Raw genomic sequence first — 25569 nt, forward strand, 5'->3', positions numbered from 1 at the left:
GTCAGCCAACCTTTCTATCGACTGGGTAACCGTATTCGCGAGCAGGCTCGCTCCCACAGGTTGAATGTGCGCCAAGTCGTTCTATTTCAAGCTTTCGCAAAAGTTGGAAAGCTTCTTGCAATACCCCGCCTGCGCCCCCTCCGGGCGTCAAAAGTTTGCTTCACAGGAACGGGGAATATTGGTGGATCGCTCTCAGTTACTCAGCACCGCGCGCAGCAATGTCGTAGACCTCAGCCGGGGTAATCTGGGCGTGCCGCTGTTGCTGCTGGTCATGCTCGCCATGATGATGCTGCCGGTGCCACCGTTCCTGCTGGACGTGTTCTTCACGTTCAACATCGCTTTGTCCATCGTCGTGCTGCTGGTCTGCGTGTACGCCTTGCGGCCGCTGGATTTCGCCGTCTTCCCGACCATCCTGCTGGTGGCGACGCTATTGCGCCTGGCGCTGAACGTGGCGTCCACCCGCGTGGTCATGCTCCACGGCCAGGATGGTCACGCCGCCGCCGGTAAGGTGATCCAGGCCTTCGGTGAGGTGGTGATCGGCGGCAACTACGTGGTCGGTATCGTGGTCTTCGCCATCTTGATGATCATCAACTTCGTCGTGGTGACCAAGGGTGCCGGGCGGATTTCCGAGGTGAGCGCGCGTTTCACCCTCGACGCGATGCCCGGCAAGCAGATGGCGATCGACGCCGACCTCAACGCCGGCCTCATCGACCAGGGCCAGGCCAAGCTGCGTCGCCTGGAAGTGGCCCAGGAAGCCGAGTTCTACGGCTCCATGGACGGTGCCAGCAAATTCGTGCGCGGCGACGCCATCGCCGGCTTGCTGATTCTGTTCATCAACCTGATCGGCGGCATGGCCGTCGGTATCTTCCAGCACGGCATGTCCTTCGGTGACGCCGGCAAGGTCTACGCCTTGCTGACCATCGGTGACGGTTTGGTGGCGCAATTGCCATCACTGTTGTTATCCACAGCCGCCGCCATCATGGTGACCCGCGCTTCGGGCTCCGAAGACATGGGCAAGCAGATCGGCCGGCAAATGTTCGCATCGCCGAAGGCCTTGGCGGTTGCCGCCGGCCTGATGGCGGTGATGGGCATCGTGCCGGGCATGCCGCATATTTCCTTCTTGACCATGGCGGCCCTCGCGGCCGGTGGCGCCTACCTGTTCTGGAAGAAGCAGAACGTGCAGAAGGTCCAGGCGCTGGAAGAGGTCAAGCGCCAGCAGGAACTGCTGCCATCGCCGGCCCGCGCCATGGAAACCAAGGAGCTGGGCTGGGACGACGTGACGCCGATCGACATGATCGGCCTGGAAGTCGGCTATCGCCTGATCCCATTGGTCGACCGCAACCAGGGTGGGCAATTGCTGGCGCGGATCAAGGGCGTGCGCAAGAAGCTGTCCCAGGACCTGGGTTTCCTGATGCCGACCGTGCATATCCGCGACAACCTCGACCTGGCGCCGAGCGCCTATCGCCTGACGCTCATGGGCGTGATCCTGGCCGAAGCCGAGATCTACCCGGACCGCGAGCTGGCGATCAACCCGGGTCAGGTCTACGGTTCGCTCAACGGTATTACCGCCAAGGATCCGGCTTTCGGCCTGGAAGCGGTGTGGATCGAAATCAGCCAGCGCGCCCAGGCCCAGTCCCTCGGCTATACCGTGGTGGACGCCAGCACGGTGGTGGCGACCCACTTGAACCAGATTCTGTACAAGCATTCCAGCGAGCTGATTGGTCACGAAGAAGTCCAGCAACTGCTACAAGTACTGGCCAAAGGCTCGCCGAAGCTGGCTGAAGAGCTGGTGCCGGGCGTGGTTTCGCTGTCGCAGCTGCTCAAGGTGTTGCAGGCGCTGTTGGCTGAACAGGTACCGGTACGCGACATCCGCAGCATTGCCGAAGCGATCGCCAACAACGCTTCGAAGAGTCAAGATACCGCCGCCCTGGTGGCTGCGGTGCGGGTCGGCGTATCCCGTGCAATCGTCCAAAGCATTGTAGGCACTGAGTCTGAGCTGCCTGTGATCACTCTGGAACCAAGGTTGGAACAGATATTGCTCAATAGTCTGCAGAAGGCAGGACAAGGCTCGGAAGAGGGTGTCCTGCTGGAGCCAAGCATGGCCGAGAAGCTGCAACGTTCGTTGATCGACGCAGCCCAGCGGCAAGAGATGCAAGGCCAACCGGTGATCCTGCTGGTGGCCGGTCCGATTCGCGCGATGCTCTCGCGATTCGGGCGCCTCGCGGTCCCGGGGCTGCATGTGCTGGCGTACCAGGAAATACCGGACAACAAGCAAGTGACCATCGTTGCGACAGTAGGGCCCAACGGCTGAGGTAGTGGTTTATGCAAGTGAAGCGTTTTTTCGCCGCCGATATGCGTCAGGCCATGAAGCTGGTACGTGACGAGCTGGGCGCTGAAGCAGCCATCATTGGCAATCGCCGGATCGCTGGCGGTGTCGAGCTGACGGCTGCGCTGGATTACAAATTGTCGGCGCTGGCCCCGCGCGTTCCGAACATGGAACTCGAGGATGAGCTGCGCAAGACCCAGTCGCGCATCGCCAGCGCCCAGGCCGAATTGAGCCTGCGCAGCAGCGAAGGCGCGGCGAGCGCGGGCACCAATCGTCAATTGTTCGCCGGCCAGCCACTGACTGCAGGCCTGCCGCTGACCGCCGCCGAACCGCTGGTCGAGGCCACGCCGGCCGAGCCGCGTCGTCCGGAGCCAGCACCCGCCGCGCCTGCCCGGGGTGTCGACCCGCGCGCCCTCGACTCGATGCGCTTCGAACTCAACAGCCTGCGCGAGCTGATGGAAGTCCAGCTCGGTTCGCTGGCCTGGAACCAACTGCAAGGCAGCCGTCCAGCCCAGGCCAACCTGTGGCGTCGCCTGCAACGCATTGGTCTGTCCGGCCCATTGGCGCGCGATCTGCTGGCGCTGATCAATGGCATCGACGAGCCTCGCCAGGCCTGGCGCATGCTGCTGGCGCACCTGGCGCGGATGATCGCCACGCCGGAAGTCGAGCCATTGGAAGAGGGCGGTGTCATTGCCATGGTCGGCCCGGCCGGCATGGGCAAGACCACCACCCTGGCCAAGCTCGCGGCCCGTTATGTCCTCAAGTACGGCGCCCAGAGTATCGCCCTGGTGAGCATGGACAGTTTCCGCATCGGCGCCCAGGAACAACTCAAGACCCTGGGGCGGATCCTCAATGTGTCGGTGACCCATGTGGATCCGGGCCAGTCCCTGGCCCAGGCGCTGGAACCGTTGATGCGCAAGCGCGTCGTGCTGATCGACACCGCTGGCCTGCAAGCCAGCGATCCGGCCCTGCGCATGCAGCTGGAAAGCCTGGCCGGACGTGGCATCAAGTCAAAAAATTATCTCGTGTTGGCAACCACCAGCCAGAAACAGGTTCTAACCGCCGCATACCACAGCTACAAACGCTGCGGGCTGGCCGGCTGCATCCTGACTAAGCTGGACGAAACGGCAAGCCTGGGCGAGGTGTTGAGCCTGGCGATCGGTCATGAACTACCGGTGGCCTACCTGACCGACGGGCCGCGGATCCCGGATGATTTGCATCTGCCGCGCCGTCATCAATTGGTCAGTCGTGCCGTGAGTGTGCAAATGCAGGAAGAACCCAGCGAAGAAGCCATGGCTGATATGTTCGCTGATATCTACCACAGTCCGACCAAGCAGGTTGGCTGAGGTATTCATGAATATTTTTTGTACCTACATCGATGGTCTGCCATGCATTGTTCCATATGTGAACGCGCAGCCAGTAATGTGGCCTCCGTCTAAGTAAGACAAGGTAAAGAACGAACATGGGCAGCATGCATCCCGTACAGGTGATCGCGGTGACCGGCGGCAAAGGTGGCGTCGGCAAGACTAACGTGTCAGTGAACTTGTCCCTGGCCCTGGCAGAGCTAGGCCGACGGGTCATGTTGCTGGACGCCGACCTGGGCCTGGCGAACGTCGACGTGCTGCTGGGGCTGACACCCAAGCGCACCCTGGCGGACGTGATCGAAGGCCGCTGCGAACTGCGCGACGTGCTCCTGCAGGGGCCCGGCGGGATTCGCATCGTGCCGGCCGCTTCCGGCACCCAGAGCATGGTGCACCTGACCCCGGCGCAGCACGCTGGCCTGATCCAGGCTTTCAGCGACATCGGCGATAACCTCGATGTGCTGGTGATCGACACGGCTGCCGGCATCGGTGACTCGGTGGTCAGTTTTGTCCGCGCCGCCCAGGAAGTCCTGCTGGTGGTCTGCGACGAACCGACGTCCATCACCGATGCCTACGCCCTGATCAAACTGCTTAACCGCGACTATGGCATGAACCGGTTCCGCGTCCTGGCCAACATGGCCCAGAGCCCGCAGGAAGGACGCAACCTGTTCGCCAAGTTGACAAAGGTCACGGATCGCTTCCTGGACGTCGCCCTACAATACGTCGGCGCAGTGCCTTACGACGAAAGCGTACGCAAGGCGGTCCAGAAGCAACGTGCCGTATATGAAGCCTTTCCACGTTCCAAATGCGCGCTGGCGTTCAAGGCGATCGCCCAGAAGGTCGATACCTGGCCACTGCCGGCCAACCCACGCGGGCATCTGGAATTTTTCGTCGAGCGTCTTGTGCAACAAACAGCAGGGCCCGTGTTATGACAGCCAGCGGTTACAACCATCTCTACAAAAAATCGGCACGGGACGCCCAATACGAATTGATCGAGCGTTACGCGCCATTGGTCAAGCGCATCGCCTATCACTTGCTGGCACGCTTGCCAGCCAGCGTCCAGGTCGAAGACCTGATCCAGGCAGGCATGATTGGCCTGCTGGAAGTGGCGAACAAATACGACGCGAGCAAAGGCGCCAGTTTCGAGACGTATGCCGGTATCCGCATTCGCGGCGCCATGCTCGATGAAGTCCGCAAGGGCGACTGGGCGCCGCGCTCGGTGCACCGCAATACCCGTATGGTCAGTGACGCGATTCGCGCGATTGAAGCTAAAACCGGGCGTGACGCTAAAGATCATGAGGTTGCGGCCGAACTCCAATTGAGTCTCGACGATTATTACGGGATTTTGAACGATACCTTGGGCAGTCGCCTGTTCAGTTTCGACGACCTGTTGCAGGACGGCGAACACGAGGGGCTGCATGAGGATGGCGCAAGTGCTCACATGGAGCCATCGCGCGACCTGGAAGATGAACGCTTCCAGAGTGCGTTGGCCGAAGCGATTGCCAATTTGCCGGAGCGTGAGCGACTGGTCTTGGCGCTGTACTACGACGAAGAGCTGAACCTCAAGGAAATCGGTGAGGTCCTGGGAGTCAGCGAATCGCGGGTCAGCCAGTTACACAGCCAGTGCGCGGCCCGTTTACGGGGGCGTTTGGGGGAGTGGCGAGCACGCTGACAGGCGGTGCGGAGATGCTGCGAGCGGGGCAGGCATGGCAAATGCCACGCCAGTCTCCATCCGTTGTGCTCCAGACCGTTGTCGAGTGTTGTGCCGGATTGATTGAAATGGCGCGTTCAGGTGCTGGGCGCGTTTAAGACTGCTTGGAGGTCGAATTGGACAAGAACATGAAAATCCTCATCGTTGATGACTTCTCAACGATGCGGCGGATCATAAAAAACCTGTTGCGTGACCTTGGGTTCACCAACACGGTCGAGGCCGACGATGGCACTACTGCCATTCCGGTTCTCAACAGCGGGAGCATCGACTTTCTGGTGACTGACTGGAACATGCCTGGCATGACCGGTATCGACTTGCTGCGCCATGTGCGCGCCGACGAAAAACTCAAGCATCTCCCGGTGCTGATGGTCACTGCCGAAGCCAAGCGCGAGCAGATCATCGAAGCGGCCCAGGCCGGTGTAAACGGCTATGTGGTCAAACCCTTCACGGCCCAGGCGTTGAAAGAGAAGATCGAAAAAATCTTCGAACGCATCGGTTAACGGCGCCACGGGGGAGCTATGGACAACGAATCTTCAATGGGCGATTTCGAATCGACCCTGAAAAAACATGCCCGCGAACTGGTCGACAGCCTTGAAAAGGGCCGCTTCGGCGATGCGGTTCAAATGATTCATGAGCTCAACCAGACCCGGGATCGTGGTCTGTACCAGGAAGTCGGCAAGCTCACCCGTGAACTGCACAGCGCGATCGTCAATTTCCAGATCGATCCGAACATGCCGCAGGCCGAGGAAGTCTCGCAGATTACCGACGCGACCGAGCGCCTTGGCTATGTGGTCAAGCTGACCGAAGCCGCGGCCAACCGCACCATGGACCTGGTGGAAAGCGCAACGCCCCTGGTCAACGGCCTGAGCGAGGAAGCCCAGGCGTTGAGCACCGATTGGGGACGGTTCATGCGTCGCGAAGTCGGCGCCGAGGAATTTCGGGAGCTGGCCCGGCGGGTCGACGGTTTCCTGACACGCAGCAGCGCCGAGAACCGCGCCGTGGCAAGCAACCTCAACGACATTCTGTTGGCCCAGGATTACCAGGACCTCACCGGCCAGGTAATCAAGCGCGTGACCCAACTGGTCACCGAAGTGGAAAGCAATCTGCTCAAACTGGTGTTGATGGCTAGCCAGGTCGACCGCTTTGCCGGCATCGAACACGACCGTGAAGCGATGCTTGCTGAAAAAGATCCACAAAAACATCTCTCTCAGGGTGAAGGTCCGCAGATTCATGCCGATAAAAGAGAAGACGTTGTGTCCGGTCAGGACGATGTGGACGATTTGCTGTCCAGCCTTGGATTCTAGTTTTTAGCCCTATTTTAGGAGCAGCCATTAATGAGCTTCGGCGCCGATGAAGAGATCCTTCAGGATTTCCTGGTTGAGGCCGGCGAGATTCTAGAGCAACTGTCCGAACAGCTGGTCGAGCTGGAAAGCCGACCTGATGATGCGGATCTGCTCAATGCAATTTTTCGCGGTTTCCACACTGTAAAAGGAGGCGCCGGCTTCCTCCAGCTCAACGAGCTGGTGGAGTGCTGCCACATTGCCGAGAACGTGTTCGACATCCTGCGCAAGGGGGAGCGTCGCGTCGACTCGGAACTGATGGACGTGGTGCTCGAAGCGCTGGATGCGGTCAACAGCATGTTCAGCGAAGTGCGCGAGCGCTCGCCGATCACCCCGGCCACGCCCGAGCTGCTTGCCGCGCTGTCGCGCCTGGCCGAGCCGCAGTCGGCTGACGAAGCCGCACCGGTGGCCGAGCCTGTTGTGGAAGAGCCGGTCGCCGAGGAATCGGGCGACATCACCGATCATGAATTCGAATCGCTGCTGGACTCGCTGAACGCCGTCAAGGCCGAAGCCGAGGCGCCTGCCGCACCTGCTGCGCCAGCCGCCGATGCCGCTGCCAGCGATGAAATTACCGACGATGAGTTCGAGTCGCTGCTTGACCAGTTGCACGGCAAGGGCCAGTTCGCCCCCGATGCGGTCGCAGCGCCGGCGGCCCCGGCTGCGCCAAAGGCAGCGGGGGATAACTCCGACATTACCGACGACGAATTCGAAGCCTTGCTCGACCAGTTGCACGGCAAGGGCAACTTTGCCGTCGATGCGCTGGATTCGGCCATCGCCTCCGCGCCGAGCCCGGCCAAGCCAGCAGCGGCGGCGGCCGGCAGTGACCTGATCAGCGACCACGAATTCGAATCGCTGCTCGATGAGCTGCATGGCAAGGGCAAGTTCAGCGAAGTCGGCAAGGCTTCCGCCGCGCCCGCCGCTGCAACCACCGCCGCCGCGACAGCCGCACCCGCCGCGAAGGCTGCGCCCAAGCCGGCCGCCAAGGCACCGGAACCGAAGGCCGAGACACCGAAACCCGCTGCTGCCGCCGCTCCGGCGCCAGCCCGTGCTCCAGCGGCTGCACCCGCGGAAAAACCGGCCAGCGAAGCCGAGACCACGGTGCGGGTCGACACCGCGCGCCTGGACGAGATCATGAACATGGTCGGCGAACTGGTGCTGGTGCGTAACCGCCTGGTGCGCCTGGGCCTCAACAGCCAGGACGAAGCCATGTCCAAGGCCGTGTCGAACCTCGACGTGGTCACGGCCGACTTGCAGACCGCGGTCATGAAGACCCGGATGCAGCCGATCAAGAAAGTCTTCGGGCGTTTCCCGCGCCTGGTTCGCGACCTGGCTCGCCAGCTCAAGAAAGAAATCAACCTGGAACTGGTGGGTGAAGAGACCGACCTCGACAAGAACCTTGTCGAGGCCCTGGCCGACCCGCTGGTCCACTTGGTGCGCAACGCGGTCGACCACGGCATCGAGTCGCCGGAAGAACGCGAAGCGTCTGGCAAGGTCCGCAGCGGCAAGGTGATCCTGGCCGCCGAGCAGGAGGGCGACCACATCCTGCTGTCGATCTCCGACGACGGCAAGGGCATGGACCCGAACGTCCTGCGAGCGATCGCGGTGAAGCGTGGCGTGATGGACAAGGACGCGGCCGATCGCCTGAGCGACACCGAGTGCTACAACCTGATCTTCGCCCCGGGCTTCTCGACCAAGACCGAGATCTCCGACGTGTCCGGTCGTGGCGTGGGCATGGACGTGGTGAAAACCAAGATTTCCCAGCTCAACGGCTCGATCAACATTTACTCGACCAAGGGCCAGGGCTCGAAGATCGTCATCAAGGTCCCGTTGACCCTGGCGATCATGCCGACCCTGATGGTGATGCTGGGCAACCAGGCGTTCGCCTTCCCGCTGGTCAACGTCAACGAGATTTTCCACCTCGACCTGTCGCGCACCAACGTGGTCGACGGCCAGGAGGTGGTCATCGTGCGGGACAAGGCGCTGCCGCTGTTCTACCTCAAGCGTTGGCTGGTCAGCTCTGCCGCCCATGTCGAGCAGGGCGAGGGCCATGTGGTGATCCTTTCGGTGGGCACCCAGCGAATCGGCTTTGTCGTCGACCAGTTGGTGGGCCAGGAAGAAGTGGTCATCAAGCCGTTGGGCAAGATGCTCCAGGGCACCCCGGGCATGTCCGGCGCCACCATCACCGGCGACGGCCGCATCGCGTTGATCCTCGATGTGCCAAGCATGCTCAAGCGCTACGCCGCCCGGCGTATTTGATTCTGGAGGGGCGCGGCCCGACGCCGCGCCTCGTCTAACGGAGTGTTTATGGTAGTTAAAGTCCTGGTGGTGGACGATTCGGGGTTTTTCCGCCGCCGCGTCTCGGAAATTCTTTCGGCGGACACGAGCATTCAGGTCGTCGGTACGGCGACCAACGGCAAAGAAGCGATCGATCAGGCCCTGGCGCTCAAGCCGGACGTGATCACCATGGACTACGAGATGCCGATGATGGATGGCATCACGGCGGTGCGGCATATCATGCAGCGCTGCCCGACCCCGGTTTTGATGTTCTCCTCCCTGACCCATGAAGGCGCTCGGGTCACCCTCGATGCGCTGGACGCCGGGGCGGTGGACTTCCTGCCGAAGAACTTCGAGGACATTTCGCGCAACCCGGACAAGGTCCGCCAGTTGCTGTGCGAGAAGGTCCACAGCATTTCCCGCAGCAACCGCCGCGTCAGTGCCTACAGCGCACCGGCGCCTGCGCCGACTGCTGCGCCCGCGCCAGCGCCGACGCCTTCGGCGTCGAGCAACTTCAATCCGGCACCGGTCCGCAGTGCTCCGGCACCTGCTCCTGCTCGCCCGGCGCCAACCAGTCCGTCGTCGCCAGCGCCCAAGCGCAAGGCCTACAAACTGGTCGCCATCGGCACGTCTACCGGTGGTCCGGTGGCACTGCAACGGGTCCTGACCCAATTGCCGGCCAACTTCCCGGCGCCGATCGTGTTGATCCAGCACATGCCCGCGGCCTTCACCAAGGCGTTTGCCGAGCGCCTGGACAAACTCTGCCGCATCAGCGTCAAGGAAGCCGAGGATGGCGACATCCTGCGGCCAGGCCTGGCGCTGCTGGCGCCAGGTGGCAAGCAGATGATGATCGACGGTCGTGGCGCGGTGAAGATCCTGCCGGGCGACGAACGCTTGAACTACAAGCCTTGCGTGGATATCACCTTCGGTTCCGCGGCGAAATCCTACGGTGACAAAGTTCTGGCGGTGGTCCTCACCGGCATGGGCGCCGACGGTCGTGAGGGCGCCCGCTTGCTCAAGCAGGGCGGCAGCGCGATCTGGGCCCAGGATGAAGCCAGCTGCGTGATCTACGGCATGCCGATGGCGATCGTCAAAGCCGACCTCGCCGATGCGATCTACAGCCTGGATGACATGGGTAAGCATCTGGTCGAGGCCTGCCTGTAATGGATGTGCTCAGCCTGATCGGCATCATCATGGCGTTCGTCGCCATCATCGGTGGCAACTATCTGGAAGGCGGCCACCTTGGCGCGCTGGCCAACGGTCCCGCCGCATTGATCGTGCTCGGTGGCACCGTCGGCGCTGCGCTGTTGCAGTCGCCCATGAGCGCCTTCAAGCGAGCCATGCAGGTCCTGGTGTGGATTCTGTTTCCGCCTCGGGTCGACCTGGCCGGCGGCATCGACCGCGTGGTGAACTGGAGCCTGACCGCTCGCAAGGAAGGCCTGCTGGGCCTGGAAGGCGTGGCCGACGCCGAACCCGACAACTACTCGCGCAAGGGCTTGCAGTTGCTGGTGGACGGCGCCGAACCCGAAGCGATCCGCAGCATCCTGGAAGTGGATTTCTACACCCAGGAAGCCCGCGACATCGAAGCGGCGAAAGTCTTCGAGAGCATGGGCGGCTACGCGCCGACCATCGGCATCATCGGTGCGGTCATGGGCCTGATCCACGTGATGGGCAACCTGGCCGACCCATCGCAACTGGGCAGCGGCATTGCCGTGGCCTTCGTCGCCACCATCTATGGCGTGGCGAGTGCCAACCTGGTGTTGCTGCCGATCGCGGCCAAGCTCAAATCCATCGCGTTGCGCCAGTCGCGCTACCGCGAAATGCTGCTGGAAGGGATCCTGTCGATCGCCGAAGGTGAAAACCCGCGTTCCATCGAGTTGAAGCTCCAGGGCTTCATGGACTAAGGCCATGGCACGTCGCAGACATCACGAAGAACACGTCAACCATGAACGCTGGCTCGTTTCCTATGCCGACTTCATCACGCTGCTGTTCGCCTTTTTCGTGGTCATGTATTCGATCTCTTCGGTCAACGAAGGCAAGTACAAGGTTATTTCCGAGGCGTTGATCGGCGTCTTCACCGATTCCGACCGGGCCCTCAAGCCTATTCCGATTGGCGAGGAGCGGCCCAAGACCGTGACCCCCGCCAAGCCGCTGGTCAAGGATGCCGAACAGGTCGACGCCGGCATTGCCGGTGGCAGCGATCCGTTGAAAAGCATTGCCGATGACATCAGCGCCGCGTTCGGCGACTTGATCAGCTCCAACCAGATGACCGTGCGTGGCAACGAGTTGTGGGTCGAGATCGAACTCAACTCCAGCCTGCTGTTCGGCAGCGGCGACGCCATGCCCAGCGACATGGCCTTCAACATCATCGACAAGGTCGCGGCGATCCTGAAACCGTTCGACAACCCGATCCACGTCGAAGGCTTCACTGACGACCAGCCGATCCGCACCGCGCAGTATCCGACCAACTGGGAACTGTCTTCGGCCCGTTCGGCGAGCATCGTCCGCATGCTCGCCATGCAGGGCGTCAACCCCGGTCGCCTGGCGTCGGTGGGTTATGGCGAGTTCCAGCCGGTGGCCAACAACGCCACCGCAGAAGGGCGCGCGCGCAACCGGCGAGTGGTGCTGGTGGTCTCGCGCAACCTCGATGTGCGTCGCAGCCTGACCGGCACCGGCACGGCCAATGCAAAACCGGATGCGGCATTGAAGCGGGCTGGCACACAAACTGCACCGACCCCGGTCAAGTCGCCGGTAAGACAGAACGCCGTCAATTCTCCGTCACCGGCTTTATAACCGAGCTATTTCTCGGTCGAGCGCGTCTCGACCGGGAGGAACGATCCGAATGAGAGTCTGGGCAGTCGCCAATCAAAAAGGTGGTGTGGGCAAAACCACATCCTCCATCGCTCTAGCCGGTTTGCTGGCTGAGGCGGGCAAGCGCGTGGTCATCGTCGATCTGGACCCCCACGGCTCGATGACCAGTTATTTCGGCTACGATCCCGACAACCTGGAGCACAGCAACTACGACCTGTTCCTGCACAAGGGCACCGTGCCCGAGGGCTTGCCGGGGCAATTGCTGCTGTCGACCAGTGATGAGCGGATTTCCCTGTTGCCGTCGAGCACCGCCTTGGCCACCCTGGAGCGCCAGTCGCCGGGCCAGAGCGGCCTGGGCCTGGTGATCGCCAAGAGTCTGGCGCAACTGTGGCAGGATTTCGATTACGCGATCATCGACAGCCCGCCGTTGCTGGGGCTGCTGATGGTCAACGCGTTGGCGGCCAGCCAGCAATTGGTGATCCCGGTGCAGACCGAACACTTGGCGGTGAAAGGCCTGGAACGCATGGTCAACACCCTGGCGATGGTCAACCGTTCCCGCAAGCAATCGTTGGCGTTCACTATCGTGCCGACCTTGTTCGACCGTCGCACCCAGGCGTCCCTCGGTACCCTGCGGGTATTGCGCGACATGTACCCGGATGACATCTGGCAAGGCTACATCCCGGTCGATACCCGCCTGCGAGATGCGAGCCGTGCCGGTGTGACGCCGTCGCAGTTCGATGGCAAGAGCCGTGGCGTACTGGCCTATCGCGCGCTTCTCAAGCACCTGCTGGCCCAGCAGCTCGTTCCGCAGCAGGTGGCCTGATTGAAATCTCTGTATGTGGAAGCAGGTGTTGTAGGAGCTGGCGTTGTAGGAACTGGCGTTGTAGGAGCTGGCGCAGCCTGCGATCTTTCAGTGAGCATGGATACTCCGCAGACCAAGATCAAAGGATCGCAGCCTTCGGCAGCGCCTACTCGGATGCCTGACAGTTTTGCGAGCTCAAGTCTCATGGCATTCATGCCGATAACCTTTTCAAGTGGCGCACAGTTCCCATGAACCGCCCGATCAAGACAACCTCGCGCCCGCAAATGGCCTTGCAGTCCTATCTGGATGGGCTCTTGCAGGAAGCGACCGAAGAATTGCCAGCGTCGCCGAGCGCGGTCGAGGCATTGCCCGAGCCCGTCGAAGCCGAGGTGGTGCTGGACGAGTTTCAGGCGGCCGTGCTCGAAGAGCAGGCCCGTGACGCACAGGCGTCGGTGATTGTTGCTGCGGTCGAGGCACCGTTCATCAAGCCTCAGGTGGCGGTGATGGAAGCCCCCGCGCCGATCCTGGCGCCGGTCTCCACCGTAGCCCCGTTGCTGCAGGGGCTGGTGACGCCGGTGGTGGAAATCCACCTGCCGCCGAGCAATACACCGCCGCCGGTGCAGGTCGATGACCGTCCGGCGTGGGCCGCCGAGCCATTTGAGTGTCTGTTGTTCGACGTGGCCGGGTTGACCCTGGCGGTGCCGTTGGTTTGCCTGGGGTCGATCTACTCCCTGGCCGGCCAGGAATTGACGCCGTTGTTCGGCCAGCCGGAGTGGTTCCTCGGAATCCTGCCGAGCCAGGCCGGCAACCTGAAAGTGTTGGACACTGCGCGCTGGGTCATGCCGGACCGTTATCGCGATGATTTTCGCCAGGGCCTGCAGTATGTGATTTCAGTGCAGGGTTACGAATGGGGATTGGCGGTGCATCAGGTCAGCCGTTCGCTGCGCCTGGACCCGAATGAAATCAAGTGGCGCAGCCATCGAGGGCAACGGCCATGGCTGGCCGGTACGGTGATCGAACACATGTGCGCCTTGCTGGACGTTTCCGAACTGGCGGAGCTGATCGCCAGCGGCGGGGCAAAACACCTGGACGGCGCCAAGCCGGTCCGGAAACCGAAATAAGACAACCGGCGGCGCAGGGCGCCGCCGGACAGAACACACACCGCCACAGGCGGTTTTTCGAGGGGTCAGGGTATGAATGATAAGGCGTCGTCTCTCAAGGGTTCCGAAGATCCGATCTTGCAATGGGTGACGTTCAAGCTCGATAACGAAACCTACGGCATCAACGTGATGCGCGTGCAGGAAGTGCTGCGCTACACCGAGATCGCCCCGGTTCCGGGTGCACCAAGCTACGTGCTGGGCATCATCAACCTGCGCGGTAACGTCGTGACCGTCATCGACACCCGCCAGCGTTTCGGCTTGAACTCCACCGAGGTCAACGACAACACCCGTATCGTGATCATCGAGGCCGACAAGCAAGTGGTCGGTATCCTGGTCGATAGCGTGGCCGAAGTGGTTTACTTGCGTCAGTCGGAAATCGAAACCGCGCCTAACGTCGGTAACGAAGAGTCGGCGAAGTTCATCCAGGGCGTCTGCAACAAGAACAATGAGTTGCTGATCCTGGTCGAACTGGAAAAAATGATGAGCGAAGAAGAGTGGTCGGAACTGGAGAGTATCTGATTTGATTCTTGAGGTAGCAGTCATTGTCCTGTTCCTTTTCTGGGCAGGCACGCTGGCGATGTTTTTGTCCTACATACGTGGCCAGCGGGATATCGCCGCTCAACAGGCCCAGGGTGATGCGCTGCGCGACCAGCGCATCAAGGACCTGGCCAAGCGTGTCGACGACTATCAGAACGGCACCGTGCGCATGGGCGAAGCGCTCCATGAGCTGCGTGCCGTGGTCGCGCCGTTGCCGGACAAACTGGCGCAACTGGAACAGCGCGACCCCTCCAGCCTGTCCTTCGCCCAAGCCGCCCGACTGGTCGGCATGGGCGCCAGCATCGACGAACTGACCCAGGCGTGCGGCCTGACCCAGGCCGAGGCGGAATTGATGAGCAAGTTGCACAAGGGCGGCTGATTGCCATGAGCTGCCGAGCGCAGCGAGGCTGCGATCTTTTGATCTTGATCTTTCGCTTGATATTCAATTGTCTGGGAAAAGATCGCAGCCTCGCTTCGCTCGGCAGCTCCTACACGGCGCCTGACTTCAAATCGCTGAAGGCTCAGTAATCATCCCCACGTTCCGTCACATCTTTCTCCACACTCTGCGCATGCGGATCAAACCCCTGCGGGAACTTGCCCTTCAGGTTCCACGCAAACGCAATGATCTCGGCAATCGTGCGGTACAACTCTTCCGGGATGCTGTCGCCCAGCTCCATGCGCGCCAGCAGCTTCACCAATTCGGCATTCTCATAAATCGGCACTTCGCTTTCCCGGGCGATGCGCAGGATTTCCTCGGCCAGGGCTTCGTCGCCCTTGGCGGTGAGGGTCGGGGCGTGGTGGCCGTCGTACTTGAGGGCGATGGCCTGGCGGGGTTCTGTGTTCATGCGGTTTCGTCCACCCAGCGTTGTTCCAGCCGAGTCTTGGGGCCTTGGGGCGGGGTGCCGAGGTGGCAATCGAGGTCGCCGACGTTCAACCCGCACGTCACCAGGCGTTCACGCAATGCGGTCAGGTTCCGTTCGATCAGGCTGGCGGTGTACGGCCGTTCTGCCCAGAGCTGGCTGGACAGGCTGCCACTGAGCAACTGGGCCTGAATCTGCAGCGGCCCCAGCGGCTCCATGTCGAATGCCAATTCGACCCGCCAAAGCTGCTGTTTCGGTTCGGGTTGTTCGCGGCGTTCGTCCGGCTGTTCCCGGGCGGCGGTGTCCTCGCGCTGGAACTTGACCTGCAGCGGCACGATGTCCTGCAGGTTGCGCATCGGAATCTCCAGTTGCCACGTACTCATCAGCCGACCGTCATCGGTCAGCCCGGTTTGCTCCAGGCTCGACAATTGATGGCTTTGCAGCCGTGAAACGGCGGCGGCTGCCAGGCGCAGCAGGTGCTCCAGGTCGCCTTCTTCGTCTTGTCCCTTCAACAGCCGCGAGGGCAATGGAAAACTGGTGGGTTGTGGCTTGGCGCTGACTTGGCCGAGCATCCCCAGGGCGCTGCGGACAAAGCTGGGCAGGGCTTGGGCCAGTGTGTTGGCGGCAATGACGGCAGAGAGGTTGGTGGAGGCGGGCAGGGCGGGTGTCAACTGGGCGATCAGTTTCAGCAGGTCGCCCTTGAGGTCCGGCGCCAGGCTTGGTGGCTGTCCGGCCAGCAGTTTGCTTTCGAGAAACGCGCCGCTGGCGACCATGGCCTGGGCCAGGCCCTTGGGCGTGGTCAATTGCTGGATATCCGGCAGGCCGGCCAGCAGGCGCGTCACCGCTGCGCGCAGCTCGGGGCCGGTGTCATCAGTGGCGGGAAGGTTCTGCAGGGCGCTGAGCAGGCTGTCCAGCGAACCCTGGCGGCTCATCTGCGTCACCAATTGCTGGCTCACCGCCAGTTGTTCCTGGCGATTGCTCAGGGGCACGAATTTCAGCGTCTGCGCATCTTGCACTTGGGCACTCAACAGCATGCCGATGCGCAGGGGTTGCGGACTTTCGATGTCCAAGGTGCTGCCGGCCTGGGCGGTATTGAGCAAACTCACCAGCGAACGATACACGGCGGGTTGCCCGGGCAGTTGCGGCAAGGCCTGGCTGGTCAGCACCTTGCCTTGCAACAAGGTGCCCACGGGCAACTGCGCGGTGTCGATTCGGGTGAGGGTGGCGACACTGGAGGCAAGGGCCTGCTGCACGGTGATCGCCAGGTTGCTGGCGGACGGCTGGGTCACGGCCAGGCTGGTGCCCTGGGGCAATGGCTGGGTGCTGGTGGCCTGTACGGTGGCTTGGCGACCGCTTTCCAGCGTGACCTTGAGCAGCAACTGAAACGTCTGGTCCGCCTGCTTGAGCGACAGCACCTCGGCCTGGGCCGTCTGGCCAGGGCCGATCAGCCCTTCGGCGGGTGCCAGCAACTTGAGCAATTCGCCCGTCACCGCGGGCATGCGTGTCGTTGCCGTGACCTGGGGCAGTGGCGGGATGTTCATGTCGCCTGTCATTCGCGGTCTTACCTTGGAATCAGCCCGGAGGGGGCTTCACATGTATAATGCCGCCCGCCTTCCGGAGAGTGGCAAAAACCTTGCAATTGTTTGACGCAGCTCTGTGGAACAGGCCATCAATGCATCTATGCTGCACTACTTTAACGGCCGCTGCATGGCCGACTTGAACCGTATAAGGCCCGCGATCCCTTGACCAGTCCTCTCCTGCAAACCGTCGGCCTCGCCTGTGAGCGAGACTTGCGGCTGCTCTTCGAAAATCTCGAATTGAGACTCTCGCGTGGCGATATGGTGCAGATCAGTGGCCCCAACGGCAGTGGCAAGACCAGTCTGCTGCGCCTGCTGGCCGGGTTGATGCAGCCCACCGCCGGCGAGATCCTGCTCAACGGCCAACCGCTGCATAGCCAGCGCAGCGAGCTGGCGCGCAATCTGTTGTGGATCGGCCATGCCGCCGGCATCAAGGATCTGCTGACTCCCGAAGAAAACCTCAGTTGGCTCTGCGCGCTGCATCGTCCGGCCGGGCGCGAGGCGATCTGGCAGGCGTTGGCGGCGGTAGGATTGAAAGGTTTCGAGGACGTGCCGAGCCATACCTTGTCGGCCGGCCAGCAGCGCCGCGTCGCCCTGGCGCGGCTGTACCTGGACAGTCCGCCGCTGTGGATCCTCGACGAGCCGTTTACCGCCCTGGACAAGCAAGGCGTGGCGCAGCTTGAAGAACACCTCGCCCGGCACTGCGAAAACGGCGGCATGGTGCTGCTGACCACGCACCACACCTTGGCCCGGATGCCCTCCGGTTATCGCAGCATTGACCTGGGGAACTGGGCGGTATGAGTGTCTTTGGCCTGTTGCTTGCCTGTGAAGCGCGCCTGTTGTTCCGTCGTCCGGCCGAACTGGCCAACCCGCTGGTGTTCTTCGCCATCGTGATCGCGTTGTTTCCGCTGGCGGTTGGGCCGGAGACTCAATTGTTGCAAACCTTGTCGCCGGGACTGGTCTGGGTGGCGGCACTTTTGTCGGTGCTGCTCTCGCTGGACGGGCTTTTCCGCAGTGATTTCGAAGACGGATCCCTGGAACAGTGGGTCCTTTCGTCGCACCCCCTGGCCCTTCTGGTTTTGGCCAAGGTACTGGCACACTGGGTTTTTTCCGGGCTGGCGCTGGTGCTGCTCTCGCCATTGCTGGCAATGATGCTGGGTTTGCCTGCCGCCTGCATGCCGGTGCTGTTGTTGTCGCTGCTGCTGGGCACACCGGTGCTGAGCCTGCTCGGCGCGGTGGGCGCGGCGCTGACGGTCGGGCTCAAGCGTGGTGGCTTGTTGCTGGCCTTGCTGATCCTGCCGTTGTACATACCGGTTTTGATCCTGGGCAGCGGCGCTTTGCAAGCCGCGCTGCAAGGCATGCCGGCCACCGGTTATCTGCTGTGGCTTGGGAGCTTGACCGCCCTGGCGATAACCCTGACACCCTTTGCAATAGCCGCTGGCCTGAAGATCAGCGTCGGCGAATAATAACGAGGCCTGGTCAAGAATTGACCACTTCTTAGGAAGGAAAAGGCCGACCCGGCGGTTCGCGATGCGAGCCGCAACCGTGATGGAAACAGCAATGAACTGGACCTGGTTTCACAAGCTCGGCTCACCCAAGTGGTTCTACGGCATCAGCGGCAGGATGCTGCCCTGGTTGAGCGTCGCCGCCCTGTTGCTGATCGGCATCGGCGTGGTCTGGGGCCTGGCCTTCGCGCCGCCGGACTACCAGCAAGGCAACAGCTTCCGCATCATCTATATCCATGTTCCGACGGCGATGCTGGCCCAGTCGATCTACGTGATGCTGGCGGTCTGCGGTGTGGTCGGGCTGGTGTGGAAAATGAAACTGGCCGACGTGGCCCTGCAATGCGCCGCGCCCATCGGCGCCTGGATGACCGCCGTGGCACTGGTCACCGGGGCCATCTGGGGCAAGCCGACCTGGGGTTCGTGGTGGGTCTGGGATGCGCGACTGACGTCGATGCTGATCCTGCTGTTCCTGTACTTCGGTCTTATTGCGCTGGGCAACGCCATCAGCAATCGTGACAGCGCCGCCAAGGCCTGCGCGGTGTTGGCGATTGTCGGGGTCATCAATATCCCGATCATCAAGTATTCGGTGGAGTGGTGGAACACCCTGCACCAGGGCGCGACCTTCACCCTGACTGAGAAACCGGCGATGCCGGTGGAGATGTGGCTGCCGCTGCTGCTGACCGCGCTGGGTTTCTACTGCTTCTTCGGCGCGGTGTTGCTGCTGCGCATGCGCCTCGAAGTGCTCAAGCGCGAGTCCCGGGCCAGTTGGGTGAAAGCCGAAGTACAGAACAGCCTGGAGGCCGCTCGATGAGTTTTGCGTCATTCGGCGATTTCCTCGCCATGGGCCATCACGGCCTGTATGTCTGGTCGGCCTACGGCATTTGCCTGGCGGTGCTGGCCCTCAACGTGGCGGCGCCGATCCTGGCCCGCAAGCGGTATCTGCAACAAGAGGCGCGTCGTCTGCGCCGGGAGAACGGTCAGTGAATCCGCTGCGTAGAAAACGTCTTGTCATCATCCTGGCGATCCTGGTCGGCGTCGGCGCCGCGGTCGGCCTGGCCCTCAGTGCCCTGCAGCAGAACATCAACCTGTTCTATACCCCGACCCAGATCGCCAATGGCGAAGCGCCGAAGGACACCCGCATTCGCGCGGGCGGCATGGTGGAGAAGGGCTCGCTGGAGCGTTCCGGGGATTCGCTGGACGTGAAGTTCAATGTCACCGATTTCAACAAGACCGTGACCATCACCTATCGCGGCATCCTTCCTGACTTGTTCCGCGAAGGGCAGGGCATTGTCGCCTTGGGCAAGCTCAACGCCGACGGCGTAGTGGTGGCCGACGAGGTGCTGGCCAAGCACGACGAGAAATACATGCCGCCGGAAGTCACCAAGGCCCTGAAAGACAGCGGCCAGTCGGCGCCCGCGCCCGTTAAGGAGGGTTGATCGATGACCACCGGCATTTTTATCCCCGAGCTGGGCCATCTGGCCATGATCCTGGCACTGTGTTTTTCCCTGGTCCAGGCCGTGGTGCCGTTGCTCGGTGCCTGGCGTGGCGATCGCCTGTGGATGAGCCTGGCCCAGCCAGCGGCATGGGGGCAGTTCGCGTTCATGCTGTTCGCCTTCGGCTGCCTGACCTACGCCTTCATGACTGACGATTTTTCCGTGGAATACGTCGCCAGCAACTCCAACAGCGCCTTGCCCTGGTACTACAAGTTCAGCGCGGTGTGGGGCGCCCACGAAGGTTCGCTGCTGCTCTGGGCATTGATCCTCGCCGGCTGGACCTTTGCGGTGTCGGTGTTCTCCCGGCAGTTGCCCCAGGTGATGCTCGCCCGCGTACTGGCGATCATGGGCATTATCAGCACCGGTTTCCTGCTGTTCCTGATCGTCACGTCCAACCCTTTCGAGCGGATCCTGCCGCAAGTGCCGATGGATGGCCGGGACCTTAACCCGCTCCTGCAGGACATCGGCCTGATCGTCCATCCGCCGATGCTCTACATGGGCTATGTCGGTTTTTCCGTGGCGTTCGCCTTTGCCATCGCCGCCTTGCTCGGTGGTCGCCTCGACGCCGCGTGGGCGCGCTGGTCGCGCCCGTGGACCATTGTCGCCTGGGCCTTCCTCGGTATCGGCATCACACTCGGTTCATGGTGGGCCTATTACGAACTCGGCTGGGGCGGCTGGTGGTTCTGGGATCCGGTGGAAAACGCTTCCTTCATGCCATGGCTCGTCGGCACGGCGCTGATCCACTCGCTGGCGGTCACGGAAAAGCGCGGCGTATTCAAGAGCTGGACGGTGCTGCTGGCCATCGCGGCATTCTCCCTGAGCCTGCTGGGAACGTTCCTGGTGCGCTCCGGCGTGTTGACCTCGGTGCATGCCTTTGCCTCGGACCCTGAGCGTGGCGTGTTCATCCTGATGTTCCTGTTGTTTGTCGTTGGCGGTTCGCTGACGCTGTTCGCCCTGCGTGCGCCCGTGGTCAAGAGCCAGGTCGGCTTCAACCTCTGGTCCCGGGAAACCCTGCTGCTGGGCAACAACCTGGTGCTGGTGGTGGCCGCGTCGATGATTCTGCTGGGCACCTTGTATCCGCTGGTGCTCGACGCGTTGTCCGGTGCCAAGCTGTCGGTCGGCCCGCCGTACTTCAACGCGCTGTTCATTCCGCTGATGGCGATCCTGATGGGGGTGATGGCGATCGGTGTGCTGGTGCGCTGGAAGGACACGCCGGTCAAATGGCTGATGGGCATGCTCACGCCGGTGCTGTTGGGCACGGCTGCCCTGGCCGTGGTAGCCGGCATCGCCTACGGCGACTTCAACTGGGCGGTGCTGGCGACCTTCGTGCTGGCGGCCTGGGTGTTGCTGGCCGGTGTCCGGGACATCTTCGACAAGACCCGCCACAAAGGCCTGATCAAGGGCCTGCCAACCCTGACCCGGAGCTATTGGGGCATGCAACTCGCCCACCTGGGCATCGCCGTTTGCGCCCTCGGCGTGGTGCTGTCCAGCCAGAACAGCGCCGAGCGTGACCTGCGCCTGGCGCCGGGCGAGTCCATGGACCTGGGCGGCTACCAGTTCGTCTTCGAGGGCGCCAAGCATTTCGAGGGGCCGAACTTCACATCCGACAAAGGCACCGTGCGGGTCATTCGCAACGGCGAGGAGATCACCGTGCTGCACCCGGAGAAACGCCTCTACACCGTGCAGAACTCGGTGATGACCGAAGCCGGCATCGACGCCGGCTTCACCCGCGACCTGTATGTGGCGCTGGGCGAGTCCCTGGGCGATGGCGCCTGGGCGGTGCGGGTCCACGTCAAGCCGTTCGTGCGCTGGATCTGGTTCGGTGGCCTGCTCACCGGCCTGGGCGGAGCACTGGCAGCGCTGGATCGGCGTTATCGCGTCAAAGTGAAGACCCGGGTGCGTGAAGCCCTGGGTGCAACAGGAGCCACTGCATGAAACGTTGGTTGATGGTAGTGCCGCTGGCGCTGTTCCTGCTCGTTGCGGTGTTCCTTTATCGGGGGCTGTTCCTGAACCCGTCGGAGCTGCCTTCGGCGATGATTGGCAAGCCGTTCCCGGAGTTTTCCCTGCCATCGGTGCAAGGCGACAAGACCCTGACCCGCGCCGACCTGCTGGGCAAGCCGGCCTTGGTCAACGTATGGGGCACCTGGTGCATTTCCTGCCGGGTCGAGCACCCGGTGCTGAACAAGCTCGCGCAGAACGGCGTGGTGATCTACGGCGTCAACTACAAGGACGTCAATGCCGACGCCTTGAAGTGGCTGGCCGAGTTCCATAACCCCTATCAGCTGGACATCCGCGACGAAGAAGGCACCTTGGGCCTGAACCTGGGTGTATACGGTGCGCCGGAAACCTTTTTCATCGACGCCAAGGGCGTCATTCGCGACAAGTTCGTCGGTGTGATCGACGAGCAGGTCTGGCGCGAGAAACTGGCCGCCAAGTACCAGGCCCTGGTGGATGAGGCCAAGCCATGAAGCGTTGGTTAGCCGCGGCCATTCTCGGCTTGAGCCTGGCCGGCGTGGCCCACGCCGCCATCGATACCTACGAATTCGCCAACGACGCCGAGCGCGAGCGGTTTCGCGACCTGACCAAGGAACTGCGCTGCCCCAAGTGCCAGAACCAGGACATCGCCGATTCCAACGCGCCGATCGCGGCTGATTTGCGCAAGGAAATCTTCCGCATGCTCGGCGAGGGCAAGGACAACCAGCAGATCATCGATTTCATGGTGGATCGCTACGGTGAGTTCGTGCGCTACAACCCGGCCCTGTCCTCCAAGACCGCGCTGCTCTGGTTCGGCCCCGCCGGGCTGCTGCTGGGTGGTTTCGTGGTGATCGCGGTGATCGTGCGCCGCCGCCGGGTGCAGCGCAGTGCCACCCCGGACACGCTTTCTGTCGAAGAGCGCCAGCGCCTCGACCAACTGTTGGATAAAACCAAGCATGATTGATTTCTGGCTCGCCGCAGGGCTGCTTCTCCTGGTTGCCCTGAGTTTCCTATTGATCCCCGTGTTGCGTGGCCGTCGTGCCCAATTGGAAGAAGACCGCACCGCGCTGAACGTGGCGCTGTATCAGGAGCGCGTCGCTGAATTGCAGGCCGAGCGGGAGGAGGGCGTGCTCAATGCGGCCCAACTGGACACCGGTCGCGCCGAGGCCGCCCGTGAACTGCTGGCCGATACCGAGGGCGCCGATGCGCCGCGTGAATCGCGCCTGGGCAAGCCGTTGCCGCTGCTCGCCGCCGTGTTGGTGCCGGTGTTGGGCCTGGCGCTGTACCTGCATTTCGGGGCCAGCGACAAAGTCGAGCTGACCCGCGAGTTCGCCCAGGCGCCACAGTCGATGGAAGAGATGACCTTGCGCCTTGAGCGTGCGGTGGCGGCGCAGCCGGACTCTGCCGAGGGCCTGTATTTCCTTGGCCGGACCTACATGGCCCAGGACCGGCCGGCGGACGCGGCGAAAATCTTCGAACGCACCGTGGCGGTCGCGGGTCGCCAGCCGGAGCTGTTGGGCCAATGGGCCCAGGCGCAATACTTCGCTGATGGCAAGAAATGGTCGGACAAGGTCCAGGCATTGACCGACGAGGCACTGAAGCTCGATCCAAAGGAAGTCACCAGCCTGGGGCTGTTGGGCATCGCCGCGTTTGAAGGCGAGCGCTATCAGGACGCGATCGATTACTGGGGCCGCCTGCTGGCCCAGTTGCCTGAAGGCGATAAATCCCGTGAAGCGTTGCAAGGGGGTATCGCCCGCGCCACCGAGAAGCTCCAGGCCAGTGGTGGCAAGGTCGTCCAGGCGCCGGCAGCCAAGACCGCTGCGCTGCTCAAGGTTCGTGTCGACCTGGCTCCGGCACTCAAGGCCAAGGTGCAACCGGGCGACAGCGTGTTCATTTTTGCCCGCGCCGTTTCCGGTCCGCCGGCACCGCTGGCAGCCAAGCGCCTGACTGTCGCCGACCTGCCGGCCAGCGTCGAACTCGGGGACGCGGACGCAATGATGCCGCAACTGAAACTGTCGAACTTCCCGGAAGTCCAACTGGTGGCACGCATCTCCCGGGCCGGCCAGCCGACCGCCGGTGAGTGGATCGGTCGCAGCCAGCCCTTGGCGAGCAGCACCACCGCGCCGCAACAATTGACCATCGACAGTCCGGACCAATGACAGGAACACGCCCCATGACCGCCATCGCTCGTATCACCCTGCTCACGCTCGTCCTGGGCCTGAGCGCTTGTGCGGTCCAACGCCCGACCGAGCCTTCGGCGCCGTTGCCACCCATCCCGCCCTCGACACCGACCACCAAGCCGGTTCCGTCGACCGCGCCGGGCAAACCGGTGACGCCGAACAAACCGGCCAAGCCGCTGCCGCGTACCTCCGCCAGTTTCGCCCCGCCGCCGGGCGGCAACAGCCATTGGGATGCCAAGCTCGGGGTCTATGTACTCGATAAACAGCCCAATACTTTTTATCGCCAACGCACCTACTACCGCTGGAATAACGGCTGGAGTCGTTCCGTCAGCCCGAACGGTCCGTGGGAAGACACCACCATCGAAGGCGTGCCAGCAGGGCTGGGGCAGAAGTTTCACTAAAAGCCCCCGTGGCGAGGGAGCTTGCTCCCGCTGGGCCCTGTAGGAGCTGGCGAAGCCTGCGATCTTTCGCTTGGGATTCGAGTGTCATTAAAAAGATCGCAGCCTCGCTTCGCTCGGCAGCTCCTACAGGTCCAGCGGGAGCAAGCTCCCTTGGCTGCGTTGCGTCGTCAGACAGTTGAGGTTCGACCTGTCATCCCCAGCGTCGTAGAATGCGCGCCTTTGCGAGCCTCATTGGGCAACCGCGTATTGATTGGAGCATTTGACCATGACGACCACCCCGACCGGCGATTACCTGGAAACCCTCTACGAAGGCTATGGCCAGCGTTTTCGCATGGACAAGCTGCTGCACGAAGTGCGCACCGAACACCAGCACCTGGTGATCTTCGAAAACCCGCGCATGGGCCGGGTCATGGCCTTGGACGGGGTGATCCAGACCACCGAAGCCGACGAATACATCTATCACGAGATGCTGACCCACGTTCCCATCCTGGCCCATGGCGCGGCCAAGCGTGTATTGATCATCGGTGGCGGTGACGGCGGGATGCTGCGGGAAGTGACCAAGCATGCGGGCATCGAGCACATCACCATGGTCGAAATCGACGGTACCGTGGTGGACATGTGCAAGGAATTCCTGCCCAACCACTCCAAGGGCGCCTACGACGACCCGCGCCTGAACCTGGTGATCGACGACGGCATGCGTTTCGTCGCCACCACCGAGGAAAAATTCGACGTGATCATTTCCGACTCCACCGACCCGATCGGTCCGGGCGAGGTGCTGTTTTCGGAAAACTTCTACCAGGCCTGCCGCCGTTGCCTGAACGAGGGCGGGATCCTGGTGACCCAGAACGGCACGCCGTTCATGCAACTGGGCGAAGTCCAGACCACCGCCGGGCGCCTGCGTGGCCTGTTCGCCGATTGGCATTTCTACCAGGCCGCGGTGCCGACCTACATCGGCGGTGCCATGACCTTCGCCTGGGGTTCGACCGATACGGCCTACCGCAAGCTGTCCCGTGAAGCCTTGCGCGAGCGGTTCATCGGCAGTGGCATCGTGACGCGCTACTACAACCCCGAGATTCACATCGGCGCGTTCGCCATGCCGCAGTATGTGTTGCAGGCGATCAACAAGCCGAGTAACGACTGAAATCCTGAAAGTTGTCGCAAGATGCTTTTGTGGCGAGGGGATTTATCCCCGCTGGGCCGCGCAGCGGCCCCAACAAACATTCAAGCAATTGGGTGTGTCAGGTAAGTCCATGGGGC

At 62.4% G+C, this 25569-nt stretch carries 27 protein-coding genes; 25 read left to right on the forward strand and 2 right to left on the reverse strand.

What is annotated here, in order from left to right; translation table 11 throughout:
* Positions 1–181: 181 nt before the first annotated feature.
* The 14 genes from flhA to M8Q45_RS05115 all read left to right on the forward strand — a co-directional run bounded on the left by flhA (position 182) and on the right by M8Q45_RS05115 (position 14701).
* Complete coding sequence (flhA, locus tag M8Q45_RS05050) at positions 182–2311, forward strand: flagellar biosynthesis protein FlhA (protein ID WP_249873808.1); 2130 nt, start codon at positions 182–184, stop codon at positions 2309–2311.
* A gap of 11 nt (positions 2312–2322) precedes the next feature.
* Positions 2323–3672, forward strand: a complete 1350-nt coding sequence (gene flhF / locus M8Q45_RS05055) for a flagellar biosynthesis GTPase FlhF (protein WP_181287414.1) — start codon at positions 2323–2325, stop codon at positions 3670–3672.
* Between the two features lie 116 nt (positions 3673–3788).
* Entirely contained in the window at positions 3789–4619 is an 831-nt protein-coding gene (gene fleN, locus M8Q45_RS05060) for a flagellar synthesis regulator FleN (RefSeq protein WP_003184001.1), read from the forward strand.
* Entirely contained in the window at positions 4616–5359 is a 744-nt protein-coding gene (gene fliA / locus M8Q45_RS05065) for an RNA polymerase sigma factor FliA (RefSeq protein ID WP_030141068.1), read from the forward strand. The genes fleN and fliA overlap by 4 nt, the downstream gene beginning before the upstream one ends.
* A gap of 167 nt (positions 5360–5526) precedes the next feature.
* Complete coding sequence (locus tag M8Q45_RS05070; RefSeq protein WP_003183998.1) at positions 5527–5898, forward strand: chemotaxis response regulator CheY; 372 nt, start codon at positions 5527–5529, stop codon at positions 5896–5898.
* Between the two features lie 18 nt (positions 5899–5916).
* Positions 5917–6702, forward strand: a complete 786-nt coding sequence (locus M8Q45_RS05075; RefSeq protein WP_030141067.1) for a protein phosphatase CheZ — start codon at positions 5917–5919, stop codon at positions 6700–6702.
* Between the two features lie 30 nt (positions 6703–6732).
* Positions 6733–8994, forward strand: coding sequence for a chemotaxis protein CheA (locus tag M8Q45_RS05080; protein ID WP_249873809.1), 2262 nt, complete (start codon positions 6733–6735; stop codon positions 8992–8994).
* Positions 8995–9042: 48 nt separating this feature from the next.
* Positions 9043–10176 carry a protein-glutamate methylesterase/protein-glutamine glutaminase gene (locus M8Q45_RS05085; RefSeq protein WP_249873810.1) on the forward strand — a complete coding sequence of 378 codons (1134 nt, stop codon included), beginning with the start codon at positions 9043–9045 and terminating at the stop codon, positions 10174–10176.
* Entirely contained in the window at positions 10176–10916 is a 741-nt protein-coding gene (locus tag M8Q45_RS05090) for a flagellar motor protein (RefSeq protein WP_030141064.1), read from the forward strand. The genes M8Q45_RS05085 and M8Q45_RS05090 overlap by 1 nt, the downstream gene beginning before the upstream one ends.
* A 4-nt stretch (positions 10917–10920) precedes the next feature.
* Entirely contained in the window at positions 10921–11805 is an 885-nt protein-coding gene (gene motD, locus M8Q45_RS05095; RefSeq protein ID WP_249873811.1) for a flagellar motor protein MotD, read from the forward strand.
* 49 nt (positions 11806–11854) lie between these two features.
* Entirely contained in the window at positions 11855–12646 is a 792-nt protein-coding gene (locus M8Q45_RS05100) for a ParA family protein (RefSeq protein WP_249873812.1), read from the forward strand.
* 227 nt (positions 12647–12873) lie between these two features.
* Positions 12874–13746 (forward strand): CheW domain-containing protein, encoded by an 873-nt coding sequence (locus tag M8Q45_RS05105; protein ID WP_249873813.1) that lies wholly within the window; start codon positions 12874–12876, stop codon positions 13744–13746.
* A 72-nt stretch (positions 13747–13818) separates the two neighbouring features.
* Positions 13819–14304, forward strand: coding sequence for a chemotaxis protein CheW (locus M8Q45_RS05110; RefSeq protein ID WP_024778681.1), 486 nt, complete (start codon positions 13819–13821; stop codon positions 14302–14304).
* A 1-nt stretch (position 14305) separates the two neighbouring features.
* Positions 14306–14701, forward strand: coding sequence for a DUF2802 domain-containing protein (locus M8Q45_RS05115; RefSeq protein WP_030141059.1), 396 nt, complete (start codon positions 14306–14308; stop codon positions 14699–14701).
* Between the two features lie 142 nt (positions 14702–14843).
* Here M8Q45_RS05115 and M8Q45_RS05120 read toward each other — a convergent pair whose 3' ends face one another.
* Both M8Q45_RS05120 and fliK read right to left on the reverse strand, forming a co-directional pair.
* Positions 14844–15167: an EscU/YscU/HrcU family type III secretion system export apparatus switch protein gene (locus M8Q45_RS05120; RefSeq protein WP_030141058.1), complete on the reverse strand. Its 324-nt coding sequence runs from the start codon at positions 15165–15167 to the stop codon at positions 14844–14846.
* A complete protein-coding gene (gene fliK, locus M8Q45_RS05125; protein WP_249873814.1) occupies positions 15164–16735 on the reverse strand; it encodes a flagellar hook-length control protein FliK in 1572 nt (523 codons plus the stop codon). Before fliK ends, M8Q45_RS05120 begins: the two co-directional genes overlap by 4 nt.
* A gap of 189 nt (positions 16736–16924) precedes the next feature.
* On the opposite strand from fliK, the gene ccmA reads away from it, so the two are divergent.
* The 11 genes from ccmA (at position 16925) to speE (ending at position 25453) form a co-directional block, all read left to right on the forward strand.
* Positions 16925–17560, forward strand: a complete 636-nt coding sequence (ccmA, locus tag M8Q45_RS05130; RefSeq protein ID WP_030141056.1) for a cytochrome c biogenesis heme-transporting ATPase CcmA — start codon at positions 16925–16927, stop codon at positions 17558–17560.
* Complete coding sequence (gene ccmB / locus M8Q45_RS05135; protein WP_249873815.1) at positions 17557–18225, forward strand: heme exporter protein CcmB; 669 nt, start codon at positions 17557–17559, stop codon at positions 18223–18225. The genes ccmA and ccmB overlap by 4 nt, the downstream gene beginning before the upstream one ends.
* A gap of 94 nt (positions 18226–18319) precedes the next feature.
* Complete coding sequence (locus tag M8Q45_RS05140; RefSeq protein ID WP_030141054.1) at positions 18320–19075, forward strand: heme ABC transporter permease; 756 nt, start codon at positions 18320–18322, stop codon at positions 19073–19075.
* Positions 19072–19248, forward strand: coding sequence for a heme exporter protein CcmD (ccmD, locus tag M8Q45_RS05145; RefSeq protein WP_007939192.1), 177 nt, complete (start codon positions 19072–19074; stop codon positions 19246–19248). Before M8Q45_RS05140 ends, ccmD begins: the two co-directional genes overlap by 4 nt.
* Positions 19245–19700: a cytochrome c maturation protein CcmE gene (gene ccmE / locus M8Q45_RS05150; RefSeq protein WP_249873816.1), complete on the forward strand. Its 456-nt coding sequence runs from the start codon at positions 19245–19247 to the stop codon at positions 19698–19700. Before ccmD ends, ccmE begins: the two co-directional genes overlap by 4 nt.
* Before the next feature lie 3 nt (positions 19701–19703).
* Entirely contained in the window at positions 19704–21692 is a 1989-nt protein-coding gene (locus M8Q45_RS05155) for a heme lyase CcmF/NrfE family subunit (protein WP_249873817.1), read from the forward strand.
* Entirely contained in the window at positions 21689–22225 is a 537-nt protein-coding gene (locus M8Q45_RS05160; RefSeq protein WP_249873818.1) for a DsbE family thiol:disulfide interchange protein, read from the forward strand. The genes M8Q45_RS05155 and M8Q45_RS05160 overlap by 4 nt, the downstream gene beginning before the upstream one ends.
* On the forward strand, positions 22222–22695 hold the full coding sequence (locus tag M8Q45_RS05165; RefSeq protein WP_249873819.1) for a cytochrome c-type biogenesis protein: 474 nt from the start codon (positions 22222–22224) through the stop codon (positions 22693–22695). Before M8Q45_RS05160 ends, M8Q45_RS05165 begins: the two co-directional genes overlap by 4 nt.
* The gene (gene ccmI / locus M8Q45_RS05170) at positions 22688–23890 is read left to right on the forward strand and encodes a c-type cytochrome biogenesis protein CcmI (protein WP_249873820.1); all 1203 of its coding nucleotides are present in this window, start codon (positions 22688–22690) and stop codon (positions 23888–23890) included. The genes M8Q45_RS05165 and ccmI overlap by 8 nt, the downstream gene beginning before the upstream one ends.
* Positions 23891–23904: 14 nt before the next feature.
* Positions 23905–24312: a hypothetical protein gene (locus M8Q45_RS05175; RefSeq protein ID WP_249873821.1), complete on the forward strand. Its 408-nt coding sequence runs from the start codon at positions 23905–23907 to the stop codon at positions 24310–24312.
* A gap of 265 nt (positions 24313–24577) precedes the next feature.
* Positions 24578–25453, forward strand: a complete 876-nt coding sequence (speE, locus tag M8Q45_RS05180; RefSeq protein WP_249873822.1) for a polyamine aminopropyltransferase — start codon at positions 24578–24580, stop codon at positions 25451–25453.
* Positions 25454–25569: the final 116 nt, after the last annotated feature.

Origin of the sequence: Pseudomonas sp. T1.Ur, assembly GCF_023516725.1 — a bacterium.
GTDB lineage: Bacteria > Pseudomonadota > Gammaproteobacteria > Pseudomonadales > Pseudomonadaceae > Aquipseudomonas > Aquipseudomonas alvandae.